This is a genomic window from Proteus sp. FZP2095, from assembly GCF_023701425.1.
Classification (GTDB): Bacteria; Pseudomonadota; Gammaproteobacteria; order Enterobacterales; family Enterobacteriaceae; genus Proteus; species Proteus cibarius.
This window is the reverse complement of sequence record NZ_JAMQBJ010000001.1, coordinates 1533591-1558475: the sequence shown is the minus strand read 5'-3', so window position 1 is coordinate 1558475 and position 24885 is coordinate 1533591. Positions and strand designations below refer to the sequence as shown.

Sequence of the window (24885 nt, the reverse complement as noted above, 5' to 3'; positions counted from 1 at the left end):
TATCATGGACTTTTTCCGCTTTCTAATGAGTGATGTGCTTTCAGAGCCGGCTATTTTAGTGGGTTTGATTGCATTGATTGGCTTAATTGCCCAGAAAAAACCAGTTACAGAATGTATTAAAGGCACCGTGAAAACCATTATGGGTTTTGTGATTTTAGGTGCTGGTGCAGGTCTTGTAATTAACTCACTGGGTGATTTCTCAACGATTTTCCAACATGCATTCGGTATTCAAGGTGTTGTGCCTAATAACGAGGCGATTGTCTCTATTGCACAAAAAAGCTTTGGTAAAGAGATGGCATTAATTATGTTTTTTGCCATGTTGATTAATATCTTAATTGCACGTTTAACGCCGTGGAAATTTATTTTCTTAACTGGTCACCATACATTATTTATGTCAATGATGGTGGCAGTTATTTTGGCAACTGCGGGCTTAGAAGGCACAGTATTAGTTGCGGTTGGTTCATTAGTTGTTGGGATTTCAATGGTATTTTTCCCTGCCATTGCACATCCTTATATGAAAAAAATCACTGGCTCTGACGATGTTGCATTAGGGCACTTCTCAACTATTTCTTATGTTGTTGCGGGCTTTATCGGTAGTAAATTTGGTAATAAAGAGCATTCAACAGAAGAGATGAATGTACCTAAAAGCTTACTATTTTTACGTGATACTCCAGTTGCTATTGCCTTCACTATGGGCATTATCTTTATCATTACATGTTTATTTGCGGGCGATGCTTTTGTTCGAGAAGTCAGTGGTGGTAAAAACTGGTTTATGTTCTCGTTAATGCAATCTATAACCTTTGCAGCAGGTGTTTATATTATTCTGCAAGGTGTGCGTATGGTTATTGCTGAGATCGTTCCTGCATTTAAAGGTATTTCAGATAAGTTAGTCCCTAATGCAAAACCAGCGTTAGATTGCCCAGTTGTATTCCCTTATGCACCCAATGCCGTGTTAGTTGGTTTTTTAAGTAGCTTTGCTGCGGGTGTTATTGGCATGTTTGTTCTGTATGCCTTAGATTGGACAGTAATAATTCCGGGTGTAGTTCCTCACTTCTTTGTGGGTGCAACAGCTGGGGTATTTGGTAATGCAACCGGTGGACGTCGTGGTGCGATTTTAGGCGCATTCGTTCAAGGCTTATTAATCACGTTCTTACCTGTGTTCCTATTACCAGTACTTGGTGATATCGGTATTGCTAACACTACATTTAGTGATGCAGACTTCGGTGTTATCGGTATTCTGTTAGGTATTATTGTCCGTTGATAGTAGTTGTTTATTGAATTTTAATAGATGCCCGACTTTTTAATCAGTCGGGCATTTTTTTGGTAGAAATAATGCACTTAAATTTCTTTTATATATTCAATATATTATGATTAGAGTGCTCCCCGTATGCACGGGGATAGACTGGCGTTTCCTACAGAGATCACACCTATAAATTTCTTTCCCTTTTCTATTCATTTTCGTCATTGGCTGATACATATATCATTTTGAATTAATATGTTTATTTTATGAATAATAATGCTATTATCCTGAGTGAATATTCACGATGTGTATATTTTCGTACCTAATTAATTATAAAAATAGGTTTAACATCACAATCACTAAGGAAAAAGAAGATGTTTTTTGGTATTCGATATCTTGCGTTGTTACCACTTTTTGTTATCACTGCTTGCCAACAACCGCTTAATCACAATCCACCAGCGACTCAAACTGCTCAGGTTCAACCTGCAATTGTGAATAACTCATGGATTGAAATTTCACGTAGTGCACTTGATTTTAATGTGAAAAAAGTACAATCACTTTTAGGTGATAAATCCTCACTTTGTGCTGTTTTAAAAGGCGATGCATATGGACATGATTTATCATTAGTTGCACCTGTTATGATTGAAAATAATGTGCAATGTATTGGTGTAACGAATAACCAAGAGCTAAAAGAAGTTCGTGATCTAGGATTTCAAGGTCGTTTAATGCGTGTACGTAATGCCACTGAGCAAGAAATGGCTCAGGCGACAAGCTATAACGTGGAAGAATTGATTGGTAACTTAGATATGGCTAAGAAATTAGATGCCATTGCTAAACAACAAAATAAAGTAATCCCTATTCATCTTGCCTTAAACTCAGGTGGAATGTCTCGTAATGGATTAGAAGTTAATAACAATGCGGGGCTCGAAGAGGCGAAGCAAATTACTCAATTAGCTAACCTTAAAGTGGTTGGCATTATGTCTCATTATCCTGAAGAAGATGCAGATAAAGTAAGAGAAGATCTCGCTCGTTTTAAACAGCAATCACAAAAGGTATTGGATGTTACTGGGCTAAATCGTAAAGACGTTACTCTGCATATGGCAAATACTTTTGCCACAATTACCGTACCTGAATCATGGCTGGATATGGTGCGTGTAGGTGGGATTTTTTATGGAGATACCATTGCAAGTACCGATTACAAACGTGTTATGACTTTTAAATCCAATATTGCCTCAATCAATTATTATCCTAAAGGCAATACTGTTGGTTATGATCGCACTTACACACTAAAACGTGACTCAGTGTTAGCTAATATTCCTGTCGGTTATGCAGATGGTTATCGTCGAGTCTTTAGTAATGCAGGGCATGCTTTAATTGGTGGCCAACGTGTGCCTGTTTTAGGTAAAACATCAATGAATACAGTGATTGTTGATATTACCGATCTTAAAAATATCAAATCAGGAGATGAAGTCGTGTTCTTTGGTAAGCAAGGTAATGCAGAGATCACTGCTGAAGAGGTTGAAGATATTAGTGGTGCATTATTTACAGAGATGTCGATTTTGTGGGGTGCGACCAACCAGCGTGTGCTAGTGGATTAAAGTAGGGTGCTTGTGATCACCAATCTCAACAACTTTTGAGAGAAATTGTGGGGGAATTTACCCCCACAAAACTATTTATCGCAAGATAAAATAGCTTGAACTACGGTGTCGCCACTACTGATATTAAAAGAACATAATCTTTCATGTTTCAGTAAAGCAAAACACAAAACTGTAATACATACAGTAATCAGCCCTAATAGGGCAAGCTTAGTCACTTCTCTTGACACTCCTTTATAAAGGAGACAGAATCAAGTTGTCTGGTTTGAGACAGCCTCGGATTTTAGTAAATTAAAATTCGGGGCTTTCGTCTTTTTGGCTCCTGCAAATGCTTGAACCAAAATGATCCAAGCACTCACCAGCATACTAACAGAAATTCACCTCATTCCTATCTTTTTCTGAATAATAAAGATATCGATAATCAAGTAAAATCAATACGTTAATTGTTTTTGTATCGGGTGTTTATATGTGTGATTTTATTTGACACTCTTTTATAAAGGAGACAGAATCAAGTTGTTTGGTTTTGAGACTGCCTCGGATTTTAGTCAAATAAGAAATCTGTAGAATAAAAAACGCCAGATGATTGATTTCATCTGGCGTTTTTTTATTTGAAGCGAACTTCAATAATTATGCGTTTTCTTGTTGGCTTGCTTGAATCGCTGTTAACGCAACGGTGTAGACGATATCGTCTACTAATGCACCACGAGAAAGGTCATTCACTGGTTTACGCATACCTTGTAACATTGGTCCAATTGAAACCAAGTCAGCTGAACGTTGTACCGCTTTATAAGTGGTATTACCAGTGTTCAGATCAGGGAAGATAAACACAGTCGCTTTACCTGCAACTGGTGAGTTTGGTGCTTTAGATTTAGCAACATCAGCCATAACAGCCGCATCGTATTGTAAAGGACCATCAATCATCAGATCAGGGCGTTTTTCTTGTGCTAAACGTGTTGCTTCACGAACTTTCTCTACATCGCTACCTGCACCAGAGTTACCAGTAGAATAAGAGATCATCGCAACACGTGGGTCGATACCGAATGCAATTGCAGAGTCTGCAGATTGGATTGCGATTTCAGCCAGCTGTTCTGCTGTTGGATCTGGGTTAATTGCACAGTCGCCATAAACATAAACTTGTTCTGGTAACAGCATAAAGAACACAGAAGACACTAATGAGCTACCTGGTGCAGTTTTGATTAACTGTAGTGGTGGGCGAATAGTGTTAGCAGTTGTATGAACAGCACCAGAAACTAGGCCGTCTACTTCACCTTTTTCCAGCATTAATGTGCCAAGAACAACGTTATCTTCTAACTGTTCACGAGCAACAACTTCTGTCATACCTTTATTTTTGCGCAGTTCAACTAAGCGAGGTACATAGATTTCACGTACTTCTTTAGGATTGACTAACTCAATGCCTGTACCTAATTCAACACCTTGTGCGGTTGCTACACGACGAATTTCTTCAGGATCGCCTAACAGTACGCAAGTTGCGATACCACGATCAGCACAAATAGCAGCCGCTTTAACTGTACGTGGTTCATCACCTTCTGGTAAAACGATACGTTTTTTCGCTTTACGTGCTAATTCTGTTAATTGATAACGGAATGCTGGTGGTGATAAACGGTTAGGGCGTTCAGAGTTAGCGGTCAGTGAATCAATCCATTGTGTATTGATATGTTGAGCAACGTAGTTCTGAATTTTTTCAATACGTTCATGGTCATCAGCAGGAACTTCTAAGCTAAAGCTTTGCAGATTTAAAGAGGTCTGCCAAGTGTTCGCATTAACCATAAAGATTGGTAAGCCAGTTTCGAATGCACGTTCACAAAGTTGTTTGATTGGTGCATCGATTTGGTAGCCACCTGTTAGTAGAATTGCACCAATTTCCACGCCATTCATTGCTGCAAGGCACGCTGAAACTAATACATCTGGGCGATCCGCTGAAGTCACTAAAAGTGAACCTGGACGGAAATGCTCTAACATGTGTGGAATACTACGGGCACAGAAAGTCACAGATTTAATACGACGGGTTTCAATATCGCCTTTATTGACGATAGTCGCATTTAAGTGTTTTGCCATATCTGTTGCACGAGTGGCGATTAAATCGAAGTTCCAAGGAATGCAACCCAGTAAAGGCAGTGGGCTATTTTTTTCAATGGTTTTTAAATCGACATTAGAGATAATTGCTTTACTTGAATCATCAAAGATTTCAGATAAGTCAGGGCGAGTACGGCCTTGATCATCAACAGGTGCATTTAGTTTGTTAACAATAACGCCTGTAATGTTTTGGTTTTTTACACCGCCAAATTCAGCACGCGCAAATTCGATACGCTCTTTTAGCTGTTCAACAGTGTTGTTACCTAATGCAGTAACGAAAACAATTTCAGCACCTAATGTTTTTGCAATTTCATAGTTTAATGATTGTGCAAAAGGATGCTTACGCATAGGTACCAGACCTTCGATGAGAATAACTTCTGCATCAGCGGTGTTTTCATGGTATCTAGCAACAATTTCTTCCATCAGAACATCTTTTTGGTTTGAGCTGAGTAGAGACTCAACATAATCCATGTTTAAAGGTTCTGATGATTGAATAGTGGAGTGAGAGCGGATAATCGCAGTTGTCTGATCTAAAGCGCCTTTTACACGAGGTTGTGCAATTGGCTTGAACACGCTAAGGCGAACGCCTTTTTGTTCCATAGAACGGATAACACCCAAGCTGACGCTGGTTAAACCCACGCGTGTATCAGTTGGGACTAGCATAATTGTACGGGACACGGAAACCTCTTTAAATATCGGTTGCTCGTTATGTAAAACAGTACTGCCAGCATGACACTGGCAGTACATCAAAGAACTTAAGCGGTCAGGCGACTTGCGTCCTGAGCGATAACTAACTCTTCGTTAGTTGGGATAACAACAGCAAGACGGCTGTTATCAGTAGTGATAGTGCCTGATTTACCGAAACGTGCATCTAAGTTACGTTGATGATCCACTTCAAAACCTAACAGAGCCAGTTTTTTCAGAGATAATTCACGTACCATTGCTGCGTTTTCACCGATGCCACCAGTAAAGATAATAGCATCTAAACGACCTTCCATCAGTGCACAGTAAGAACCGATGTATTTGGCTAAACGATGGCAGTAAACGTCCATTGCACGTTTAGCATCTGCTTTAGTGTCGTAGTTATCTTCAACATAACGGCAGTCACTAGTGACTTCTGTTAAACCTAACAGACCAGATTCTTTAGTCAGCAGTTTGTTGATGTCTTCAACGCTCATACCTAAAGTGTCGTGTAAATGGAACACGATAGCAGGATCGATATCACCACTACGAGTTCCCATTACTAAACCTTCTAATGGAGTCAGACCCATAGAAGTATCAACACATTTACCGTTAACAACAGCAGAAACAGAACCACCATTACCTAAGTGGCAAGTGATTACGTTCAGTTCATCAACAGGTTTGTTTAACATTTTAGCGGCTTCACGAGAAACGTAGAAATGGCTAGTTCCGTGAGCACCGTAACGACGGATGCTGTGATCTTTATATAAGCTGTATGGTAGTGCATACAGATAAGCTTCTTCTGGCATTGTTTGGTGGAATGCAGTGTCAAATACTGCAACCATTTTCTCAATTAAATGAGGGAATGCTTTACGCGCTTCTTCAATACCAATAAGGTGAGCTGGGTTATGTAGTGGAGCAAATGGAATAGCAGCTTCAATACCTTTGATAACTTCGTCAGTGATCACGACAGATTTAGTGAATTTTTCACCACCGTGAACAATACGGTGACCAATAGAAGCAATTTGTGCAGACAATTCTGGTTTTTCAGCCAGGATAGTGTTTACGATAAAGTTTAATGCTTCACTATGAGCAGCACCTGCGCCTAACGCAGCTTCATGTTTTTGGCCATCCATTTTCCACTTCAGGCGGGCTTCAGGAAGGTTGAAGCATTCAGCCAAACCTGACAGGAATTCTTCACCATTTTCTGGGTTGATAATTGCAAATTTAAGAGAAGAACTACCGCAGTTCAGTACCAGCACCAGCTTACTTGACATGGAATTACCTATTTATCTTGTTGTCGTAGTGTCTTTTATATTATAAAGACGGTGGTTAATAAAACGTCAATCATAAAAGCCTATCGCATTACTATGATGACATTAATGACGCGCATCATGCTTAAAGTAAAAAACTTGATGCTAATTATAGTTGCCAATCATTAATTGGACGATTTTTATTCACCCATTAGCTTTTCGCGTTAAAATCGGCGAAAAGGGTTGAAAATCACGCCGGCAAACAAAATATAGCGCTTTATTGCCACAAACCTTTAGAATGGGCACAGGATACAGAGTAAAGGCAACAAAGACAAAATATACTTAATTCTACTAAAAGATTTTTATTCTTTATAGGTATTTTTTAAAAGTTACAGAAGAAATTGATTGAGGTCATTATGAGCGAACCGACAGTGACTCCTCCAGGCTTTTTTAAGAAGCTTCGTTTGGGGAACGAGTATTTAAAAACCTGGCCGGTTGAAAAGCAGTTAGCGCCTGTTTTCCCTGAAAATCGTATTGTCAAAGCCACACGCTTTGGTATTCGCTATATGCCACCTATCGCCATTTTTACAATGACATGGCAAATCGCATTAGGCGGTAATTTGGGACCTGCAATTACGACCGCGCTTTTTGCTTGTAGCTTGCCAATGCAAGGATTATGGTGGTTGGGTAAACGTGCAGCTACGCCACTTCCTGCTACGTTATTACGTTGGTTTTATGAAATTCGTGAGAAATTTGAAGAAGCAGGCATCGCTTTAGCCCCTGTTGAGCAAACACCGACTTACCTTTCTTTAGCCCATTTATTAAAGCGTGCTTTTAAGCAACTTGATCGCTCTTTTCTTGATGATGTGTAGAACATTTGTTCTACCTTCTTCGTTTGTCTGATTGTTATCTGAATTACCCCATTGAGATCAAAAAATGCGTTGTTAGCGCTACTCAATACTTTTGATTAATGTCATGCTCTCCTCAATAATTTCTTTGGAGAATTAATGATGGAAATGACACACGCACAACGCTTGATCCTCTCTAATCAATATAAAATGATGACTATGATGGATCCTGATAACGCTGAACGTTATCGTCGCTATCAGACAATTATTGAACGTGGGTATGGATTACAATTACGTGAACTTGACCGTGACTTCGATGAAATGTCAGAAGAGACCTGCCGTACCATTATTAACGTCATGGAAATGTACCATGCATTGCAAGTTTCCCGTGATAACTTAAAAGAACAAGAGATGCCTGATGCTCGTCGTGTCGCATTTATAGGCTTTGATGCGGCGACAGAATCCCGCTATCTTAGCTATGTGCGCTTTATGGTGAATACAGAAGGGCGTTACACGCATTTCGATAGTGGCAGTCATGGTTTTAACTCTCAAACTCCAATGTGGGAGAAATACCAAAGAATGCTTAACGTTTGGTTAGCGTGTCCTCGCCAATATCACCTTAGCTCCGTTGAAATTCAACAAATACTTAATGCGTAATTATTAGCGCATCACTGTAAGGTAAAGGTAGGCATAAAATATGGCAATCACATGTAAAGGTTTTCTGTTTGATCTTGATGGAACATTAGTTGATTCATTACCGGTTGTTGAGCATTGTTGGGCGCTATTTGGTGAGCGCGTAGGTGTATCAACACAAGAGATTAATGACTACATCCACGGAAAACCTGCCATTGAGTCGATTCGCCATTTTATGCCTAATGCAACCGAACAAGAGATAACTGAAACTTTCCGTTGGTTAGAAAAATTAGAATCAACACAAACTGAAGGGTTAGCACCGCTTCCGGGTGCTATTGAACTGATTAATCGCCTTAATGACTTAAATATTCCTTGGGCGATTGTTACATCAGGCACTGTTCCTATTGCCTCAACACGCCAATCTGTCACGGGTATTCCTGAACCTAAACACTGGGTTACAGCGGAATGTATTAGTAGAGGTAAGCCTAATCCTGAACCTTATCTTTTGGGTGCCAAGAAATTGGGTTTATTACCACAAGATTGTGTGGTTTTTGAAGACGCAGCAGCGGGTATTTACTCTGGTTTAGATGCAGGATGCCAAGTCGTTGCTGTTCATGCACCTCTATCCCTTCCTCGCCGTAATGAGATTCATTTAATTATTGATTCTTTAAATGATATTCAAATCGAGAAGCAAGCTGAAAAAGTGATAATAACGCACAAAAGATAGTTTTTTCTTTGATCATACTAGAAGACTTATTGATGTAAAAATGGTCTACTTATCAATGTAGTGAATTGATGTCTTAACCTGTTTTCACTTATTGCTGATCGAGGCCATTTTGAATAGCGAATTATTATGGGTTTTAAGCCTGCTATTGATAGCTATTGTCCTTTTTACGACCAACAAAATCCGCATGGATGTGGTCGCTTTACTTGTCATCATCGCATTCGTTCTTAGCGGTACACTTACATTAAATGAAGCCACAGTAGGATTTAGTGATCCTAACGTATTACTTATTGCGGCCCTTTTTGTTATTGGCGAAGGGTTAGTGAGAACAGGTGTGGCTTATCAAATGGGTGACTGGCTTGTACGTGTCGCGGGTAGCAGTGAAGTTAAAATGCTTGTGCTATTAATGATATGCGTTGCAAGTCTAGGTGCTTTCATGAGCTCAACAGGAGTGGTAGCTATCTTTATTCCTGTTGTGCTGAGCGTTGCTGCTCGCATGAAAACATCACCAGGTCGTTTAATGATGCCGCTAGGTTTTGCGGGTCTTATCAGTGGATTAATGACCTTAGTGGCGACACCGCCTAATATGGTTGTTAACAGTGAATTAGTCAGAGAAGGATTGCCAAGTTTTCAATTTTTCTCCATTACACCTATTGGTATTGCCGTCTTATTCGCAGGCATTTTATATATGCTGGTGGTACGTCGGTGGCTAGGAAACAACGATAATGGTAAGCAAAAAGAGGCTTATCGTCGAACTTTCCGTGATCTTATTCGTGATTATCAATTAGCAGGACGTGCTCGTCGTTTAGCCATTCGTAAAGGTTCTCCGCTAATAGGCCATTCACTTGATGAATTACACTTACGTTCTCGTTATGGTGCAAACGTTGTCGGGATCGAACGCTGGAGGCGGTTTCGGCGTGTTATGGTTAGCGCAACCGGTGGTACTGAATTAAGAGAACGTGATGTTTTATTAGTTGATATGTCAGCCAGTGATGTCGATTTGCGTGAGTTTTGTCGTGAACAGATGTTAGAGCCAATGGTGCTACGAGGTGAATACTTTTCTGAACAATCTCGTGATGTAGGACTTGCTGAAGTATCAATGAATCCTGATTCTGAATTATTAGGTAAATCATTAAGAGAAATTAAATTTCGTACTCGTTATGGCTTAAATGTCGTTGCGATCCGTCGCGAAGGAAGCGCCTTACCGGGTAAAATAGTCGATGAGCCATTACGCCTTGGCGATGTGTTATTGGTGATTGGTGATTGGAAACTTATTCGCGTTTTATCAACTAAACCGCGTAATTTTATCGTATTAAATCTGGCTGCTGAAATTGAAACGGTTGCTCCTGCTTCATCTCAAGCACCTCACGCATTATTTTCGTTAGCATTAATGGTGGCATTAATGGTAACGAATGAAGTCCCTAATTTTATTGCGGCACTTATTGCTTGTTTATTGATGGGTAAATTCCGCTGTATTGATATGGAAAGTGCTTATCGTTCTATTCATTGGCCAAGTATTATTTTAATTGTCGGTATGATGCCTTTTGCTGCCGCATTGCAAAAAACAGGCGGTATCGAGCTTATTGTAAATGGCTTAATGGATGTTGCAGGTAGTGCCGGTCCTCAAGTGATGTTGGTATGTTTATTTATACTTTGCGCATCAATCGGGTTGTTTATCTCGAATACGGCAACCGCAGTATTAATGGCACCAATTGCTATTGCGGCTGCAAACCAAATGAATGTTTCACCATTACCATTTGCAATGGTGATTGGTGTCGCGGCTTCCGCAGCATTTATGACACCTGTTTCATCTCCGGTTAATACGCTTATCCTTGAACCTGGTGGTTATAAGTTTGCAGACTTTATTAAGATTGGGGTGCCATTTACCATTATTGTGATGTTTATTAGCGTATTCTTGATCCCGCTATTATTCCCATTCTAATTATCAATATTTTTGTTTTGCTGAAACGTTGTTTATTAATTAATAAACAGCGTTTTTTATTTATTGGTCGGTGGTTTTTTATTTGATGCATAATTTGTATCTATATGTGTGTGTTTTTTGACATAGATTATTAAGAGAAGAGCATAATATCTTATATAAAAATAAATGTATTCGGAGTTAATAAAATGAATGAGTTAAACAATATTCAACCTACAAGTGTTAATGTGCAATATGTTAATGAAATAAAAAGTGAAACTAAACAATACAGTTTTTTATCCAAGGTTATATCATCAGTTAGAAATTCTATAAAAGAGTTTTTAGGTTTAAATAAAATTAAAGAAAGTTTAGTAAGTAAAAATACTAATGATAATGGTGGTATAAGAATGTATGGAGAAGACTGTGATAAAAATACATATTTTATAAAAAATGATAATAAGTTTAATATGAATGAAGTCAAATTATTTGGAGATAGTCGTGAATCTATATCCAATGATAGCGATAATATATATCATTATTCGAATAATAGCACATTGGATTTTTTAAAGGAGGCTATTATATTGAAAAGTGTTGATAAAAAAATCGATAAGGTTAATAACTCATTTTTATCTTTTAGATAGAAATAGAAATAGCCCATTATATTTATAATGGGCTATTTCTATTTACTCACTAATTTCATCAAGCGATAAACTAAAGCCGGGTACAAATACCTTCATAAAATAGTCCATCTCTGGGCTATGTCTTTCGGCTAACGTTTTTTCTAAGCGATTTTTGGCTAAATTAAATTCACTATTACCTGCGGCAAGTTCTTCAAGGCATTTTAAATAAGCACATAAACTATCAGCTTGTTTGACAATAAAGGTTTCTTCCTCACTATGTAATTGCTCATCAATAAGAGGGCGAAAATCGTCTTGTAATTCTTCTGGTAACATTTCAATTAATTTTTGCTGGGCATATTTTTCTATTTTTTTATATTCATGAGCAATTTGTGGATTATGGTACTTAATCGGTGTCGGCATATCACCGGTGATCACTTCACTGGCATCATGATACATCGCTTGTAATGCAATACGTTCAGCATTGACATTACCACCAAATTTACGATTTTTAATCACCGCTAGGGCATGGGCGACAAAAGCGACTTGTAAACTGTGTTCAGAAACATTTTCTTGGCGGATATTACGCATTAAAGGCCAACGAGTAATGAGTTTTAAGCGAGAAAGGTGGGCAAAAAAGTAACTCATAATATCTCCCAATTGCGTGATTGAAGGCATTATTGTGAGTGGATAACAGGTAGATGTAAACGTTAATAGAAAAGAAAATAAAAAAACGCAATATAACTGGTTGTTATACTGCGTTTTATTTTATATGCAGGTAATCTTATTGATGATAACCGACAATAAAGCGACCGAATTTTTGAATTGCCATATCTAAATCGTCTTCACGCGGAAGAGTAACGATACGGAAATGGTCTGGGTATGGCCAGTTAAAGGCTGTACCTTGTACCAGTAATACTTTCTCTTGGAGTAATAAATCGAGGATCATTTTTTGATCATCTTTAATACTGTAACGGTTAAGATCTATTTTAGGGAACATATACAATGCTCCCATAGGTTTAACACAAGAAACGCCCGGAATTTGATTAATTAGTTCCCAAGCACGGTTGCGTTGCTCATATAAACGACCACCCGGCAGAATAAATTCACTAATACTTTGATAGCCACCTAATGCTGTTTGGATGGCATGTTGCATAGGAACGTTAGCGCATAAACGCATAGACGCTAACATATTCAAGCCTTCAATATAGCTTTTAGCGTGTTTTTTGGGGCCGTTTAACACCATCCAACCTTGACGGAAGCCTGCAACGCGGTAGGTTTTTGATAAACCATTAAATGTTACGGTTAATAAATCGGGTGCCATGGCAGCAATAGAATGGTGCTCGGCATCGTCATACAGAATTTTATCGTAGATTTCGTCAGCAAAAATAATTAGGTTATGTTGACGTGCTATTTCAACAATTTCCATCAGAATGTCTTTGCTATATACCGCACCTGTCGGATTATTTGGGTTGATAATAACAATACCGCGGGTATTTTTTGTGATTTTACTGCGGATATCATCTAAATCAGGGAACCAGCCTTGTTGCTCATCACACATATAGTGAACAGCATTTCCTCCTGAAAGAGAAACGGCGGCTGTCCACAATGGATAATCAGGCGCAGGTACAAGCATTTCATCGCCATTATTTAATAAAGCTTGCATCGCTTGTACGATTAACTCAGAAACACCATTACCAATATAAATGTCTTCAACAGTGATATCACGCATATCACGGGCTTGATAATGCTGCATGATAGCTTTACGCGCAGAAAACAGTCCTTTGGAGTCACTATAACCTTGAGAGCTTGGTAGATTGCGGATCACATCTACTAAGATTTCATCAGGTGCTTCAAAGCCAAAAGGTGCCGGGTTACCAATATTGAGTTTTAAAACTTTATTACCTTCTTCTTCCAGACGTTTTGCTTCTTGCAAAACCGGACCTCTAATGTCGTAACAGACATGTTCGAGTTTGTTTGATTTTTTAATCTGATTCATAGCGCGTTTACCTAATAGGGTCTGACTCGTATCTTTTATTGTGATTATGGCGACTTAGCGACATTTATCGCCGATTGCTATTCATATAGAAAGATACAAATGAAAAGGCTGTCCCAGCAAATAACTGTTCTATCACTCTACTCTTACGTTACAAACTTTTGAAGATGCTAGGTAATTTTTGGTGTAAAAGGTCAGTTTATTCTTAGAATGTTATTTTGATGACTGATTGTATTGCTTATGATGGATTTATGTTTCATATTTTGAATTAAAACTAGATTATTACTCTATTGAAAAGGGGCTTTTTAGTGTGGTGATCAGAAATAAGTTGATGTGATGGATAGGTAGATGAAATGTTGCATAATCAATTATTGAATAATTTTATCGGATTTGTATTATCTGACTTAATATATTAAATTTTCAAATAATATGGTTAAATCTACTTTATTCTATAGCAATCAATTAGTTTAAGTATAAATTAAATTTAAATCTTAAATTTAATTTATAGGGGAAGATACTTAAACCTGAATGCATAGTTAAGATAATTTAAATTATTTTCAAAATGTTAAAATTTATGAATGAGAAAGCAATATAGTATGATCTACGTCTAACTTGTGATGACGGTATACAGTTCTTTCTTGTGAATGCTTGAAATGATAATAAAATTTAATTTGTTACAAAAAGATGCAATTCCTTTCTATCTAGGAGGTGTAAACGATAAGAAACAAATGTAAAGTATTCGGTATGTCTTTGCTCTCCTTTTCAGAGTAGAGTACTGTCTGAATCGGAAGTCTTTTTTAGACTTTTGATATAAAACACCAGGTATATGTAATTTAAAAATCAAAAATAAGTGAAGAATAAACAATGATTAATGCAAATCGTCCGATAATGAATCTCGACCTCGATCTGCTTAGAACGTTTGTAGCTGTAGCAGATTTGAACACTTTTGCAGCAGCCGCTGCTGCTGTATGTCGAACCCAATCTGCTGTGAGTCAGCAGATGCAACGTTTAGAGCAATTGGTGGGTAGAGAGCTTTTCGCCCGTCATGGTCGTAATAAACTTTTAACAGAGCATGGTCTACAACTGTTAGGTTATGCGCGTCAAATTCTGCGTGCAAATGATGATGCAACAGCATCATTAACATATAGCGATGCAGAAGGGGAGCTACGTATTGGTGCTTCTGATGACTCTGTTGATACTTTATTACCGTTTTTACTAAATCGTATCGCGTCAGTGTATCCTCGTTTAGCTGTTGATGTACGTATTAAGCGTTCTCAATATATTGAGACAATGCTAGATAATCATGAAATTGATTTAGCATTAACAACAGCACGTATTGGTCATCACCCACGTACAGCGTTACGTACTGCACCAGTGTTATGGCATTGTGCGCCAGACTTCCAATTACAAATGAATGAGCCGATTCCTTTAGTTGTAATGGATGAAACGAACCCATTCCGTCAATTAGCGATAAACACACTAGATGATGCTGGAATTCAATGGCGTATTGCTTATGAAGCGGCTTCTTTATCTGCTGTTCGTGCTGCGGTTAATGCAGAGGTGGGTATTACTGCTCGTCCACTTGAAATGCAGAATGCCGATTTACGTATTTTAGGTGAAAGCGAAGGATTACCTCGTTTACCTGAGACACAATATTGGTTATATCGTAATTCTGATGAACAAAATGAAGCGGTGTTAACAGTATTCAATGCGATTGAAAACAAGAAAACACCTTATACCGTCACTGCACCTGAAGATATTAGCTCTACTGAACTTGAATAATCACATTAATAATTGTGTGAATTTTTTAGCGTTAAAACACAAAAAATTAAAGATTAAAAAAGAGTCAAATAAAGCTGGATAGTGATGAATAGTGATAAACGGGAATAGATGCAATAAAGTGCATTTATTTCCGTTTTTTTATTTCTTTTTTTGAAATAGTAACACTATGTTAATAATTATGTTGTTTTATGTATTTATCTTTGTAACATTTCATTGCATAACTACCTTAACTGCTTGTTAAAAAAATGTTTACCTTCCCCCTTGGTTAATCACTTGTAGGATTTGTTAACAAATAAAAAGATTGTCTAGGTTTTAAGAGAATAAAAAAGTAAATCTAAGCGGATATTTGACCTCCTCCACAATATTAGAAAGTTAATTTGTTAAAATTTGGATAAATTTTAAACTGATTAGGTGTTTTTTCGACTATTTTGTGAGTTTGATCAAAAAAATAAGGCACATTTGCCTGTGTTGAATCAGGTTTTTCCTGAGATACTGGTGTAGTAAAATCGAATTATCAGTTAGACTAAGCGTGTTAGCATAAAGCTTGTCGGTTTACTGACACGTTTTAGCATTGAGCTGTAATTGAGTGTTAAAATTGAGTGTTAAAGTTGTTAAATCGCGATAGAAAACTGAGTGATTTGTCGCAAAGTTTTCTAAAAAAGAATAAAGGTATAAATAGACTGTTATTATTTCTTTAATTAGCAAGTCTGTTTAATTCGCCTTTTTTTTCGTAATTAGAAATGTGGTGTAAACCGCCGGATAAGAATTGGTTAATTGACACCACCTTTGATGAGTAAGCAATGAGTATGTCTACAACCACCGAAGTTATCGCCCATCATTGGGCATTTGCTGTCTTCCTCATAGGCGCATTGGGGTTATGTTCGCTCATGTTGTTGGGTGCCCGCTATTTAGGCGGGCGCGCACAGGCAAGGGCAAAGCATGTTCCTTATGAATCTGGTCTTGATTCTGTTGGCAGCGCTCGTCTGCGCATGTCAGCTAAATTCTATTTAGTTGCCATGTTTTTCGTTATTTTCGATGTTGAAGCACTGTTTCTTTATGCCTGGGCTGTTTCCGTTCGTGAAGTTGGCTGGTTAGGCTTTATTGAAGCATCAGTCTTCATCGCTATTTTATTAGCTGGATTATTCTACTTGGTTCGTATAGGCGCATTAGATTGGACGCCTGTTCGCTCTCGTCGTGAAACTGCGAGTAAAAGCCATGTTCGATTAACCAGCGGCAAACATCCGCAGCAGTAATAAGCGAGGCATTAGAAATGGATTATACGCTCACCCGCATAGATCCGAACGGTGAGAATGACCGTTATCCCCTGCAATCACAGGAAATTGTCAGTGACCCGTTAGATGCTCACGTTCATCGCAGCGTGTATATGGGAAAACTGGAACATGCGTTGCATGACGTTGTGAACTGGGGACGGAAAAACTCTTTATGGCCATATAACTTTGGTCTTTCCTGTTGTTACGTTGAAATGGTGACGTCATTTACGGCTGTGCATGACGTGGCTCGTTTTGGTTCAGAAGTATTACGTGCATCCCCTCGTCAAGCTGACTTTATGGTGGTTGCGGGTACTTGCTTTACTAAGATGGCACCCGTTATTCAACGTTTATATGATCAGATGTTAGAGCCTAAATGGGTTATCTCTATGGGGGCATGTGCAAACTCTGGTGGTATGTACGACATCTACTCAGTAGTGCAAGGTGTTGATAAGTTCATTCCAGTTGATGTGTATATTCCTGGATGTCCACCACGCCCTGAAGCTTACATGCAAGCACTGATGTTATTACAAGAGTCCATTGGTAAAGAACGTCGCCCATTATCATGGGTTGTCGGCGACCAAGGTGTTTACCGTGCCAATATGCAATCAGAACGAGAAAGAAAACACGGTGAACGTATCGCAGTGAAAAATCTGCGTACTCCTGACGAAATTTAAAGGCTTTTGCCTAAGACGTAACCAGAGCAATGTGTTGCGATCATAGTAACCCTGATCAAAGTTGTGGTGAATAGAAATGACCGATCAGATAGCGCAAAAAGGCGCTCGGCCAGCGTGGGAAACGACCGATCATATTGATGATCAGGTGGTTAATGAACTGCGTCAGAAATTTGGGCCAGATGCGTTTACGTTCCAGCCTACTCGTACTGGTATGCCAGTTGTTTGGGTAAAGCGGGAACAACTTATTGAGGTAATGCTATACCTCAAATCTTTACCAAAACCTTATGTCATGCTGTTTGATATGCATGGTTTTGATGAGCGTCTTCGTACGCATCGTCAAGGCTTGCCAGCAGCAGACTTTTCCGTTTTCTATCATCTGATATCAATCGATCGTAATAAAGATATTATGTTGAAAGTCGCATTAAGTGAAAATGATCTTAATGTTCCGACTATCACATCTATCTTTCCTAACTCGAATTGGTATGAGCGTGAAGTCTGGGATATGTTTGGGATTGTCTTTAATGGGCATCCAAATTTACGTCGTATTATGATGCTTCCTGATTGGGAAGGTCATCCACTGCGTAAAGATTATCCAGCTCGTGCGACAGAGTTCGATCCTTATGTGCTGACAAAGCAGAAACAGGATCTGGAAATGGAATCGCTGACATTTAAACCTGAAGAGTGGGGGATGAAACGCGGAACTGAGAATGAGGACTTTATGTTCTTAAACCTCGGTCCTAACCATCCATCCTCTCACGGTGCATTCCGTATTATTCTTCAGCTTGATGGCGAAGAGATCGTCGACTGTGTGCCTGACGTAGGCTATCACCACCGTGGTGCTGAAAAAATGGGTGAGCGCCAATCTTGGCATAGCTATATTCCATACACAGACCGAATCGAATATCTCGGCGGATGCGTTAACGAAATGCCTTATGTACTTGCAGTGGAAAAACTTGCCGGTATTGAAGTGCCTGAACGCGTTAAAGTCATTCGTGTCATGCTGTCAGAGCTATTCCGTATTAATAGCCACTTACTGTATATCAGTACCTTTATCCAAGACGTTGGTGCAATGACACCGGTGTTCTTTGCCTTTACTGACCGTCAGAAAGTTTACAACATCGTTGAAGCGATTACTGGATTCCGTATGCACCCAGCATGGTTCCGTATCGGTGGTGTTGCTCATGACTTACCACGTGGTTGGGAACGCTTATTACGTGAATTCTTAGATTGGATGCCAAAACGTCTAGATTCTTACGTAAAAGCAGCACTGCAAAACAGTATCTTGAAGGGTCGTACTATTGGTGTTGCCTCATATAATGCTAAAGAAGCATTAGATTGGGGTGTGACAGGTGCTGGTCTTCGTGCAACAGGTGTTGAATTTGACGTCCGTAAATGGCGTCCATATTCAGGTTATGAAAACTTTGAATTTGAAATCCCTGTTGCAAGTAATGGTGACTGTTATGACCGCGTAATGCTGAAAGTAGAAGAGCTACGCCAAAGCTTACGTATTCTGGAACAGTGCTATAAAAATATGCCAGAAGGGCCATTTAAAGCAGACCATCCACTGACAACGCCTCCACCAAAAGAGCGTACATTACAGCATATCGAAACCATGATTAACCACTTCTTACAGGTTTCATGGGGCCCTGTTATGCCTGCTAATGAATCATTCCAGATGGTTGAAGCCACTAAAGGGATCAACAGCTATTACTTAACCAGTGATGGTAGCACAATGAGCTATCGTACACGTATTCGTACGCCAAGCTTTGCTCACTTGCAACAAATCCCAGCGGTTATCCGCGGTAGTCTGGTTTCTGACTTGATTGTGTATCTGGGAAGTATTGATTTTGTAATGTCGGATGTGGATCGTTAATCATGCAAAATGAATTAAACCAAAAAGATGATGCAGTGCAGATCGAAATCGTTGATGTTACGCATTCAAAGAAAGCAACGTTTGTTTTAACTGAAGAAGAACGTGCTGAAATTGAACAAGAAAAACATCACTATGAAGATCCGCGTGCTGCCTCTATTGAAGCACTGAAAATTGTGCAAAAGAACCGCGGTTGGGTTGAAGACGGCGCAATTTATGCAATTGCGGATGTTCTTGGGATCCCTGCAAGCGATGTTGAAGGCGTTGCTACGTTCTATAGCCAAATTTTCCGTCAACCCGTTGGCCGTCACATTATTCGTTTTTGTGACAGCGTGGTTTGTCATATTACAGGTTATCAAGGCATTCAGGCAGCGATTGAAAAGCATCTTAATATCATTCCTGGTCAAACTACACCAGATGGTCGCTTTACGTTACTGCCAACCTGCTGTTTAGGTAATTGTGATAAAGGTCCTACCATGATGGTAGATGACGATACTCACAGCTTTGTTAAACCTGAAGAGATTGAAACGTTACTGGAGCAGTATCCATGACAGCAATTTCAGGAGCAAAACCGATTATTCGTAGCGCAGAAACGCACCCGCTAACGTGGCGCTTACGTGATGATCGTCAGCCTGTATGGCTGGATGAATACCGTGCTACAAACGGTTATAAAGCGGCAGAAAAAGCATTAAAAGGTATGTCACCGACGGAAGTGACCACTGAAGTTAAAGATGCTGGTCTAAAAGGTCGTGGTGGTGCTGGATTCTCAACAGGCTTGAAATGGAGCCTGATGCCAAAAGATGAAAGCATGAATATCCGTTACATCCTTTGTAACGCAGATGAAATGGAGCCGGGTACTTATAAAGACCGCCTCTTAATGGAAGAACTTCCACATCTGTTAATTGAAGGGATGATTATCGGCGCCCACGCACTAAAAGCTTACCGTGGTTATATTTTCCTTCGTGGTGAATATATCGAAGCGGCTAAGAATTTACGCCATGCCATCGAGGAAGCAAAAGCAGCAGGCTTTCTTGGTAAAAACATCTTTGGTTCCGGGATTGATTTTGAGCTATTTGTTCACACTGGTGCAGGTCGTTACATCTGTGGTGAAGAAACAGCATTAATCAACTCATTAGAAGGTCGTCGTGCTAACCCGCGCTCTAAACCGCCATTCCCTGCAACATCAGGGGCATGGGGTAAACCAACTTGTGTCAATAACGTTGAAACATTGTGTAACGTGCCTGCGATTATTGAACACGGCAAAGATTGGTATATCGGTTTAAGTGAAGGCAAAAGCCCAGATGCAGGTACTAAATTAATGGGATTCTCGGGTCGCGTGAAATTTCCGGGCTTATGGGAATTACCATTTGGTACAACAGCGCGTGAGATCCTTGAAGATTACGCAGGCGGTATGCGTGATGGTCTTAAGCTGAAAGCATGGCAACCGGGGGGCGCAGGTACTGACTTCTTAACGGAAGATCATCTCGATCTCCCAATGGATTTTGGCACGATTGCAAAAGCAGGTAGCCGTTTAGGTACAGCACTTGCGATGGCGGTAGATAATGAAATCAATATGGTTTCATTAACCCGTAATTTAGAAGAGTTCTTTGCTCGTGAATCTTGTGGCTGGTGTACACCTTGTCGTGATGGCTTGCCATGGAGTGTCGAAATCTTACGTGCGATAGAAAACGGTAAAGGTCGCCCTGGTGATATCGAAACACTTGAGCATTTATGTCGTTCTTTAAGTCCGGGACACACATTCTGTGCTCACGCACCGGGTGCAGTAGAACCTTTACAAAGCGCCATTAAATATTTCCGTGAAGAATTTGAGGCTGGCATTATTCAAGAAGATTATACCAATGCCAATTTGATCAGAGGTATTCAGCCTAACTTGCTGAAAAGCCGCTGGTAATTTTTCACGACACATTCTAGGTTTAACGCCTGCTGTGCAGGCCTTTGGGAAGCATGCTGACTATGGCTACGATTCATGTAGACGGCAAAGAATATGAAGTTAACGGGGCTGATAACCTGTTAGAAGCCTGTCTTAATTTAGGCTTAGATATTCCTTATTTTTGCTGGCACCCAGCGCTGGGAAGCGTTGGCGCTTGCCGCCAGTGTGCGGTGAAGCAGTATCAAAATGCTGAGGATACCCGCGGTCGTTTAGTGATGTCTTGTATGACACCGGCGACTGATGGCACGTTTATCTCTATTGACGACGAAGAAGCGAAGAAATTTCGTGAAAGCGTTGTTGAATGGTATATGACAAACCATCCTCATGACTGTCCAGTTTGTGAAGAAGGCGGTAACTGTCACCTTCAAGATATGACGGTAATGACAGGTCATACTATGCGTCGTTATCGCTTTACGAAGCGTACACATAGAAACCAAGATCTGGGACCGTTTATTTCTCATGAAATGAACCGTTGTATTGCTTGTTACCGCTGTGTTCGTTACTACAAAGACTATGCCGATGGTACTGATCTGGGCGTCTTTGGTGCACATAACAACGTATTCTTTGGACGCGTTGAAGATGGCACATTAGAGAGCGAATTCTCGGGTAACTTGGTTGAAATTTGTCCGACAGGTGTGTTCACTGATAAAACTCACTCATCACGTTATAACCGTAAGTGGGATATGCAGTTTGCACCAAGCATTTGCCAAGGTTGTAGCATGGGTTGTAACACCAGCCCAGGTGAACGCTATGGTGAATTGCGTCGTATTGAAAACCGTTATAACGGGACTGTAAACCGCTATTTCCTTTGTGACCGTGGTCGCTTTGGCTATGGCTATGTGAATTTAGCAAGCAGACCTCGTCAGCCTAAAAAACGTTTAGGTAGTAACTGGTTAGAAATTAACGCTGTTCAAGCAACTCAAGCCGCTGCGGATATGCTGAAGAAAAGTCAGCGTATCGTGGGTATTGGTTCTCCGCGTGCAAGCATTGAAAGTAACTTTGCATTACGTGAAGTTGTTGGTGCTGAAAACTTCTATAGCGGTATCTCTGCATCAGAGCAGAAACGACTGACTTTAATGTTAGATATTTTACAAAAAGGTGGCGTTCATACCCCATCTCTGCGTGAAATTGAAGATTACGATGCTGTTTTAGTGTTAGGTGAAGATTTAACACAAACCGGTGCTCGTATGGCATTGTCTGTACGTCAAGCAGTGAAAGGTAAAGCACGTGAAATGGCAGCAGCTCAAAAAGTAGCTGACTGGCAAATTGCTGCGATTATGAATATCGGGCAACGTGCGAAATATCCGCTGTTTGTCACTCATGTTGATGAAACTCGCCTTGATGATGTTGCTGCATGGAGTTACCGCGCACCGGTTGTTGATCAAGCGCGTTTAGGTTTTGCGATTGCCAATAACATTAACGGTGAAGCACCCGCAGTTGATGGCATTGATGAAGCGTTGAATAAACATATCGAGATGATTGTTCAAGCACTTTCTCAAGCGAAGAAACCATTAATTATCAGTGGTAGTCATGCAGGTAGCGAAGACGTTATCAAAGCAGCTGCTAACATTGCGTTTGCATTAAAAGCAAAAGGTAATGAAGTGGGGCTTTCTTTCGTTGCTGATGATGCAAACAGCATGGGGCTTGCCATGATGAATGCACAACCACTTGATGATGCATTAAAAATGATGCGTAGTGGTCAAGTTAACACCGTTGTGGTAATGGAAAACGATTTATATCGCCATTACGATGCAGACGTGATTGATGATGCGATTGCGAAAGTTGATAACGTTATTGTTATCGACCACCAGCAAACAGACATTATGGCGAAAGCACATATTGTTCTCCCAGCTTCTTCATTCGCTGAAAGCGATGGAACAATGGTGAGTCAAGAGGGCAGAGCACAACGCTACTTCCAAGTTTTCGAACCTTCTTTCTATAACAAAGAAGTGGTGATGCATGAAAGCTGGCGTTGGTTGAGTGCGGTTGATTCACAATGGCATGAAAGAACGTTGGATTGGACACAGTTGGACAGTGTTATCGAGCATTGTGCAACCAGCCTTCCTCAGTTTGCAGGCATTGTTGATGCTGCTCCGAATGCCTCATTCCGTATTCGTGGACAGAAATTGGCTCGTGAACCGCATCGTTATAGCGGTCGTACTTCTATGTTGGCAAATGTGTCTGTTCATGAACAGCGTCAACCAAAAGATATCGACACTCCATTTGCGTTTTCAATGGAAGGTAATAACAGCCCAACAGCACCTCGTCAGCAAATTCCATTTGCATGGGCTCCGGGTTGGAACTCACCTCAAGCATGGAATAAATTCCAAGCAGAAGTGGGTGGCAGCTTACGCTTTGGCGATCCGGGTGTGCGCTTAATCGAATGTGGTGATAATACACTTGGCTATTTCACTGATATTCCTGCGCCATTTAATGCACAGAAAAATCAATGGACTGTCGCACCTTGCTACCGTTTATTTGGTAGTGAAGAGTTATCACAACGCGCTGAAGTTATCCAATCTCGTATGGAAACGGCTTATTTAACATTGAGTGAATCTGATGCACAGGCATTAGCATTAACTCAAGGTCAGCAAGCGATGTTTACTTACGAAGGCCGTGAATTCACCTTACCTGTGAAAATCAGTGCTCACCTGACTCAAGGTCAAATTGGCTTGCCGTTAGGTATGGCAGGTATTTCTCCATCGCTGGTAGGTGTATCGGTTCGTCAACTGCGGGGTATTGCATAATGAGCTGGTTATCTCCTGAAGTTACAGAGATTTTACTCACTGTTTTAAAAGCCGTCGTGATCTTGCTTGTTGTGGTCACTTGTGGTGCTTTTATGAGTATGGGGGAACGCCGTTTACTGGGCTTATTCCAAAACCGTTATGGGCCTAACCGTGTAGGTTATGCAGGTTCAGCACAGTTAATTGCGGATATGATCAAAATGTTCTTTAAAGAGGACTGGATCCCTAAATTTGCTGATCGCTTTATCTTCACCATTGCGCCAGTGATTGCGTTTTCATCTTTACTGCTGTCATTTGCAATTGTACCTGTTAGCTCAACATGGGTTGTTGCTGACTTAAACATTGGTATTTTGTTCTTCTTGATGGTTGCAGGTATTGCGGTGTATGCCGTGTTATTTGCAGGTTGGTCAAGTAATAACAAATATTCACTGTTAGGTGCAATGCGTGCATCAGCACAAACTGTAAGTTATGAGGTGTTCTTAGGGCTCTCAATCTTAGGTGTTGTTGCACAAGCGGGCTCTTTTAACCTGACTGACATCGTAAACTCACAAGCAAATATGTGGAATATCATCCCACAATTCTTTGGCTTTATTACGTTTGCAATAGCCGGAGTTGCTGTTTGTCACCGTCATCCATTTGACCAACCAGAAGCAGAGCAAGAGCTAGCTGATGGTTATCACATTGAATATTCCGGTATGAAATTCGGTTTATTCTTTGTTGGTGAATATATTGGGATCGTTGCGGTATCGGGTCTTATCGTGACGTTATTCTTTGGTGGTTGGCAAGGTCCTTTCTTACCGTCATTCGTTTGGTTTGCACTGAAAACAGGATTCTTCATGATGATGTTTATTCTTATTCGTGCATCGTTACCGCGTCCGCGTTACGACCAAGTGATGTCTTTCGGTTGGAAAATTTGCTTACCGTTAACGCTTATTAATCTGCTGGTAACTGCTGCAGTGATACTTTACAACGCTCAATAAGGGGTGATTGAACC

At 40.1% G+C, this 24885-nt stretch carries 20 protein-coding genes; 15 read left to right on the top strand and 5 right to left on the bottom strand.

The window, feature by feature from the left end; translation table 11 throughout:
* Nucleotides 1-4: 4 nt before the first annotated feature.
* Nucleotides 5-1261, top strand: a complete 1257-nt coding sequence (gene ulaA / locus NBG71_RS07565; RefSeq protein ID WP_075670618.1) for a PTS ascorbate transporter subunit IIC — start codon at nucleotides 5-7, stop codon at nucleotides 1259-1261.
* 353 nt (nucleotides 1262-1614) lie between these two features.
* Nucleotides 1615-2838, top strand: coding sequence for an alanine racemase (gene alr, locus NBG71_RS07560; RefSeq protein ID WP_156733723.1), 1224 nt, complete (start codon nucleotides 1615-1617; stop codon nucleotides 2836-2838).
* Nucleotides 2839-2909: 71 nt separating this feature from the next.
* Here alr and NBG71_RS07555 read toward each other — a convergent pair whose 3' ends face one another.
* From NBG71_RS07555 to ackA, 3 genes are all read right to left on the bottom strand, one after another.
* Nucleotides 2910-3053: a Hok/Gef family protein gene (locus tag NBG71_RS07555; protein WP_072063187.1), complete on the bottom strand. Its 144-nt coding sequence runs from the start codon at nucleotides 3051-3053 to the stop codon at nucleotides 2910-2912.
* A 409-nt stretch (nucleotides 3054-3462) separates the two neighbouring features.
* Entirely contained in the window at nucleotides 3463-5607 is a 2145-nt protein-coding gene (pta, locus tag NBG71_RS07550; RefSeq protein WP_156733721.1) for a phosphate acetyltransferase, read from the bottom strand.
* A gap of 77 nt (nucleotides 5608-5684) precedes the next feature.
* The gene (gene ackA, locus NBG71_RS07545) at nucleotides 5685-6887 is read right to left on the bottom strand and encodes an acetate kinase (protein ID WP_006533321.1); all 1203 of its coding nucleotides are present in this window, start codon (nucleotides 6885-6887) and stop codon (nucleotides 5685-5687) included.
* Between the two features lie 392 nt (nucleotides 6888-7279).
* Between ackA and yfbV the strand changes: the two genes are divergently transcribed.
* From yfbV to NBG71_RS07520, 5 genes are all read left to right on the top strand, one after another.
* Nucleotides 7280-7735 (top strand): terminus macrodomain insulation protein YfbV, encoded by a 456-nt coding sequence (gene yfbV / locus NBG71_RS07540; RefSeq protein ID WP_069367978.1) that lies wholly within the window; start codon nucleotides 7280-7282, stop codon nucleotides 7733-7735.
* 138 nt (nucleotides 7736-7873) lie between these two features.
* Nucleotides 7874-8368 (top strand): YfbU family protein, encoded by a 495-nt coding sequence (locus tag NBG71_RS07535; RefSeq protein WP_075670700.1) that lies wholly within the window; start codon nucleotides 7874-7876, stop codon nucleotides 8366-8368.
* A gap of 40 nt (nucleotides 8369-8408) precedes the next feature.
* The gene (locus tag NBG71_RS07530) at nucleotides 8409-9071 is read left to right on the top strand and encodes a sugar phosphatase (protein WP_075670624.1); all 663 of its coding nucleotides are present in this window, start codon (nucleotides 8409-8411) and stop codon (nucleotides 9069-9071) included.
* 109 nt (nucleotides 9072-9180) lie between these two features.
* On the top strand, nucleotides 9181-11010 hold the full coding sequence (locus NBG71_RS07525) for an SLC13 family permease (protein WP_075670626.1): 1830 nt from the start codon (nucleotides 9181-9183) through the stop codon (nucleotides 11008-11010).
* Between the two features lie 185 nt (nucleotides 11011-11195).
* On the top strand, nucleotides 11196-11627 hold the full coding sequence (locus tag NBG71_RS07520) for a hypothetical protein (protein WP_075670628.1): 432 nt from the start codon (nucleotides 11196-11198) through the stop codon (nucleotides 11625-11627).
* Nucleotides 11628-11669: 42 nt separating this feature from the next.
* On the opposite strand, the gene yfbR is transcribed toward NBG71_RS07520, so the two are convergent.
* The gene (gene yfbR / locus NBG71_RS07515) at nucleotides 11670-12251 is read right to left on the bottom strand and encodes a 5'-deoxynucleotidase (RefSeq protein WP_075670630.1); all 582 of its coding nucleotides are present in this window, start codon (nucleotides 12249-12251) and stop codon (nucleotides 11670-11672) included.
* A gap of 136 nt (nucleotides 12252-12387) precedes the next feature.
* A complete protein-coding gene (locus tag NBG71_RS07510) occupies nucleotides 12388-13602 on the bottom strand; it encodes a pyridoxal phosphate-dependent aminotransferase (protein ID WP_075670632.1) in 1215 nt (404 codons plus the stop codon).
* An 861-nt stretch (nucleotides 13603-14463) separates the two neighbouring features.
* On the opposite strand from NBG71_RS07510, the gene hexA reads away from it, so the two are divergent.
* From hexA to nuoH, 8 genes are all read left to right on the top strand, one after another.
* On the top strand, nucleotides 14464-15381 hold the full coding sequence (hexA, locus tag NBG71_RS07505) for a transcriptional regulator HexA (protein ID WP_075670634.1): 918 nt from the start codon (nucleotides 14464-14466) through the stop codon (nucleotides 15379-15381).
* An 800-nt stretch (nucleotides 15382-16181) separates the two neighbouring features.
* Nucleotides 16182-16634 (top strand): NADH-quinone oxidoreductase subunit A, encoded by a 453-nt coding sequence (locus NBG71_RS07500; protein WP_036912633.1) that lies wholly within the window; start codon nucleotides 16182-16184, stop codon nucleotides 16632-16634.
* Between the two features lie 17 nt (nucleotides 16635-16651).
* Nucleotides 16652-17326, top strand: a complete 675-nt coding sequence (locus NBG71_RS07495; RefSeq protein ID WP_004243697.1) for a NuoB/complex I 20 kDa subunit family protein — start codon at nucleotides 16652-16654, stop codon at nucleotides 17324-17326.
* A 76-nt stretch (nucleotides 17327-17402) separates the two neighbouring features.
* Entirely contained in the window at nucleotides 17403-19199 is a 1797-nt protein-coding gene (nuoC, locus tag NBG71_RS07490; RefSeq protein WP_075670636.1) for an NADH-quinone oxidoreductase subunit C/D, read from the top strand.
* A gap of 2 nt (nucleotides 19200-19201) precedes the next feature.
* Entirely contained in the window at nucleotides 19202-19747 is a 546-nt protein-coding gene (gene nuoE / locus NBG71_RS07485) for an NADH-quinone oxidoreductase subunit NuoE (protein ID WP_006533305.1), read from the top strand.
* Nucleotides 19744-21108, top strand: a complete 1365-nt coding sequence (gene nuoF, locus NBG71_RS07480; RefSeq protein ID WP_088495125.1) for an NADH-quinone oxidoreductase subunit NuoF — start codon at nucleotides 19744-19746, stop codon at nucleotides 21106-21108. The genes nuoE and nuoF overlap by 4 nt, the downstream gene beginning before the upstream one ends.
* Nucleotides 21109-21161: 53 nt before the next feature.
* Nucleotides 21162-23894: an NADH-quinone oxidoreductase subunit NuoG gene (nuoG, locus tag NBG71_RS07475; protein ID WP_075670640.1), complete on the top strand. Its 2733-nt coding sequence runs from the start codon at nucleotides 21162-21164 to the stop codon at nucleotides 23892-23894.
* On the top strand, nucleotides 23894-24871 hold the full coding sequence (gene nuoH, locus NBG71_RS07470) for an NADH-quinone oxidoreductase subunit NuoH (RefSeq protein ID WP_075670642.1): 978 nt from the start codon (nucleotides 23894-23896) through the stop codon (nucleotides 24869-24871). The genes nuoG and nuoH overlap by 1 nt, the downstream gene beginning before the upstream one ends.
* Nucleotides 24872-24885: the final 14 nt, after the last annotated feature.

Coding starts and splice junctions, on each gene's coding strand:
- ulaA (WP_075670618.1), top strand. CDS start 5: ATGGACTTTTTCCGCTTTCTAATGAGTGATGTGCTTTCAGAGCCGGCT.
- nuoF (WP_088495125.1), top strand. CDS start 19,744: ATGACAGCAATTTCAGGAGCAAAACCGATTATTCGTAGCGCAGAAACG.
- NBG71_RS07500 (WP_036912633.1), top strand. CDS start 16,182: ATGAGTATGTCTACAACCACCGAAGTTATCGCCCATCATTGGGCATTT.
- alr (WP_156733723.1), top strand. CDS start 1,615: ATGTTTTTTGGTATTCGATATCTTGCGTTGTTACCACTTTTTGTTATC.
- yfbV (WP_069367978.1), top strand. CDS start 7,280: ATGAGCGAACCGACAGTGACTCCTCCAGGCTTTTTTAAGAAGCTTCGT.
- NBG71_RS07510 (WP_075670632.1), bottom strand. CDS start 13,602: ATGAATCAGATTAAAAAATCAAACAAACTCGAACATGTCTGTTACGAC.
- nuoG (WP_075670640.1), top strand. CDS start 21,162: ATGCTGACTATGGCTACGATTCATGTAGACGGCAAAGAATATGAAGTT.
- NBG71_RS07520 (WP_075670628.1), top strand. CDS start 11,196: ATGAATGAGTTAAACAATATTCAACCTACAAGTGTTAATGTGCAATAT.
- ackA (WP_006533321.1), bottom strand. CDS start 6,887: ATGTCAAGTAAGCTGGTGCTGGTACTGAACTGCGGTAGTTCTTCTCTT.
- hexA (WP_075670634.1), top strand. CDS start 14,464: ATGATTAATGCAAATCGTCCGATAATGAATCTCGACCTCGATCTGCTT.
- nuoC (WP_075670636.1), top strand. CDS start 17,403: ATGACCGATCAGATAGCGCAAAAAGGCGCTCGGCCAGCGTGGGAAACG.
- NBG71_RS07535 (WP_075670700.1), top strand. CDS start 7,874: ATGGAAATGACACACGCACAACGCTTGATCCTCTCTAATCAATATAAA.
- nuoE (WP_006533305.1), top strand. CDS start 19,202: ATGCAAAATGAATTAAACCAAAAAGATGATGCAGTGCAGATCGAAATC.
- nuoH (WP_075670642.1), top strand. CDS start 23,894: ATGAGCTGGTTATCTCCTGAAGTTACAGAGATTTTACTCACTGTTTTA.
- NBG71_RS07495 (WP_004243697.1), top strand. CDS start 16,652: ATGGATTATACGCTCACCCGCATAGATCCGAACGGTGAGAATGACCGT.
- NBG71_RS07530 (WP_075670624.1), top strand. CDS start 8,409: ATGGCAATCACATGTAAAGGTTTTCTGTTTGATCTTGATGGAACATTA.
- yfbR (WP_075670630.1), bottom strand. CDS start 12,251: ATGAGTTACTTTTTTGCCCACCTTTCTCGCTTAAAACTCATTACTCGT.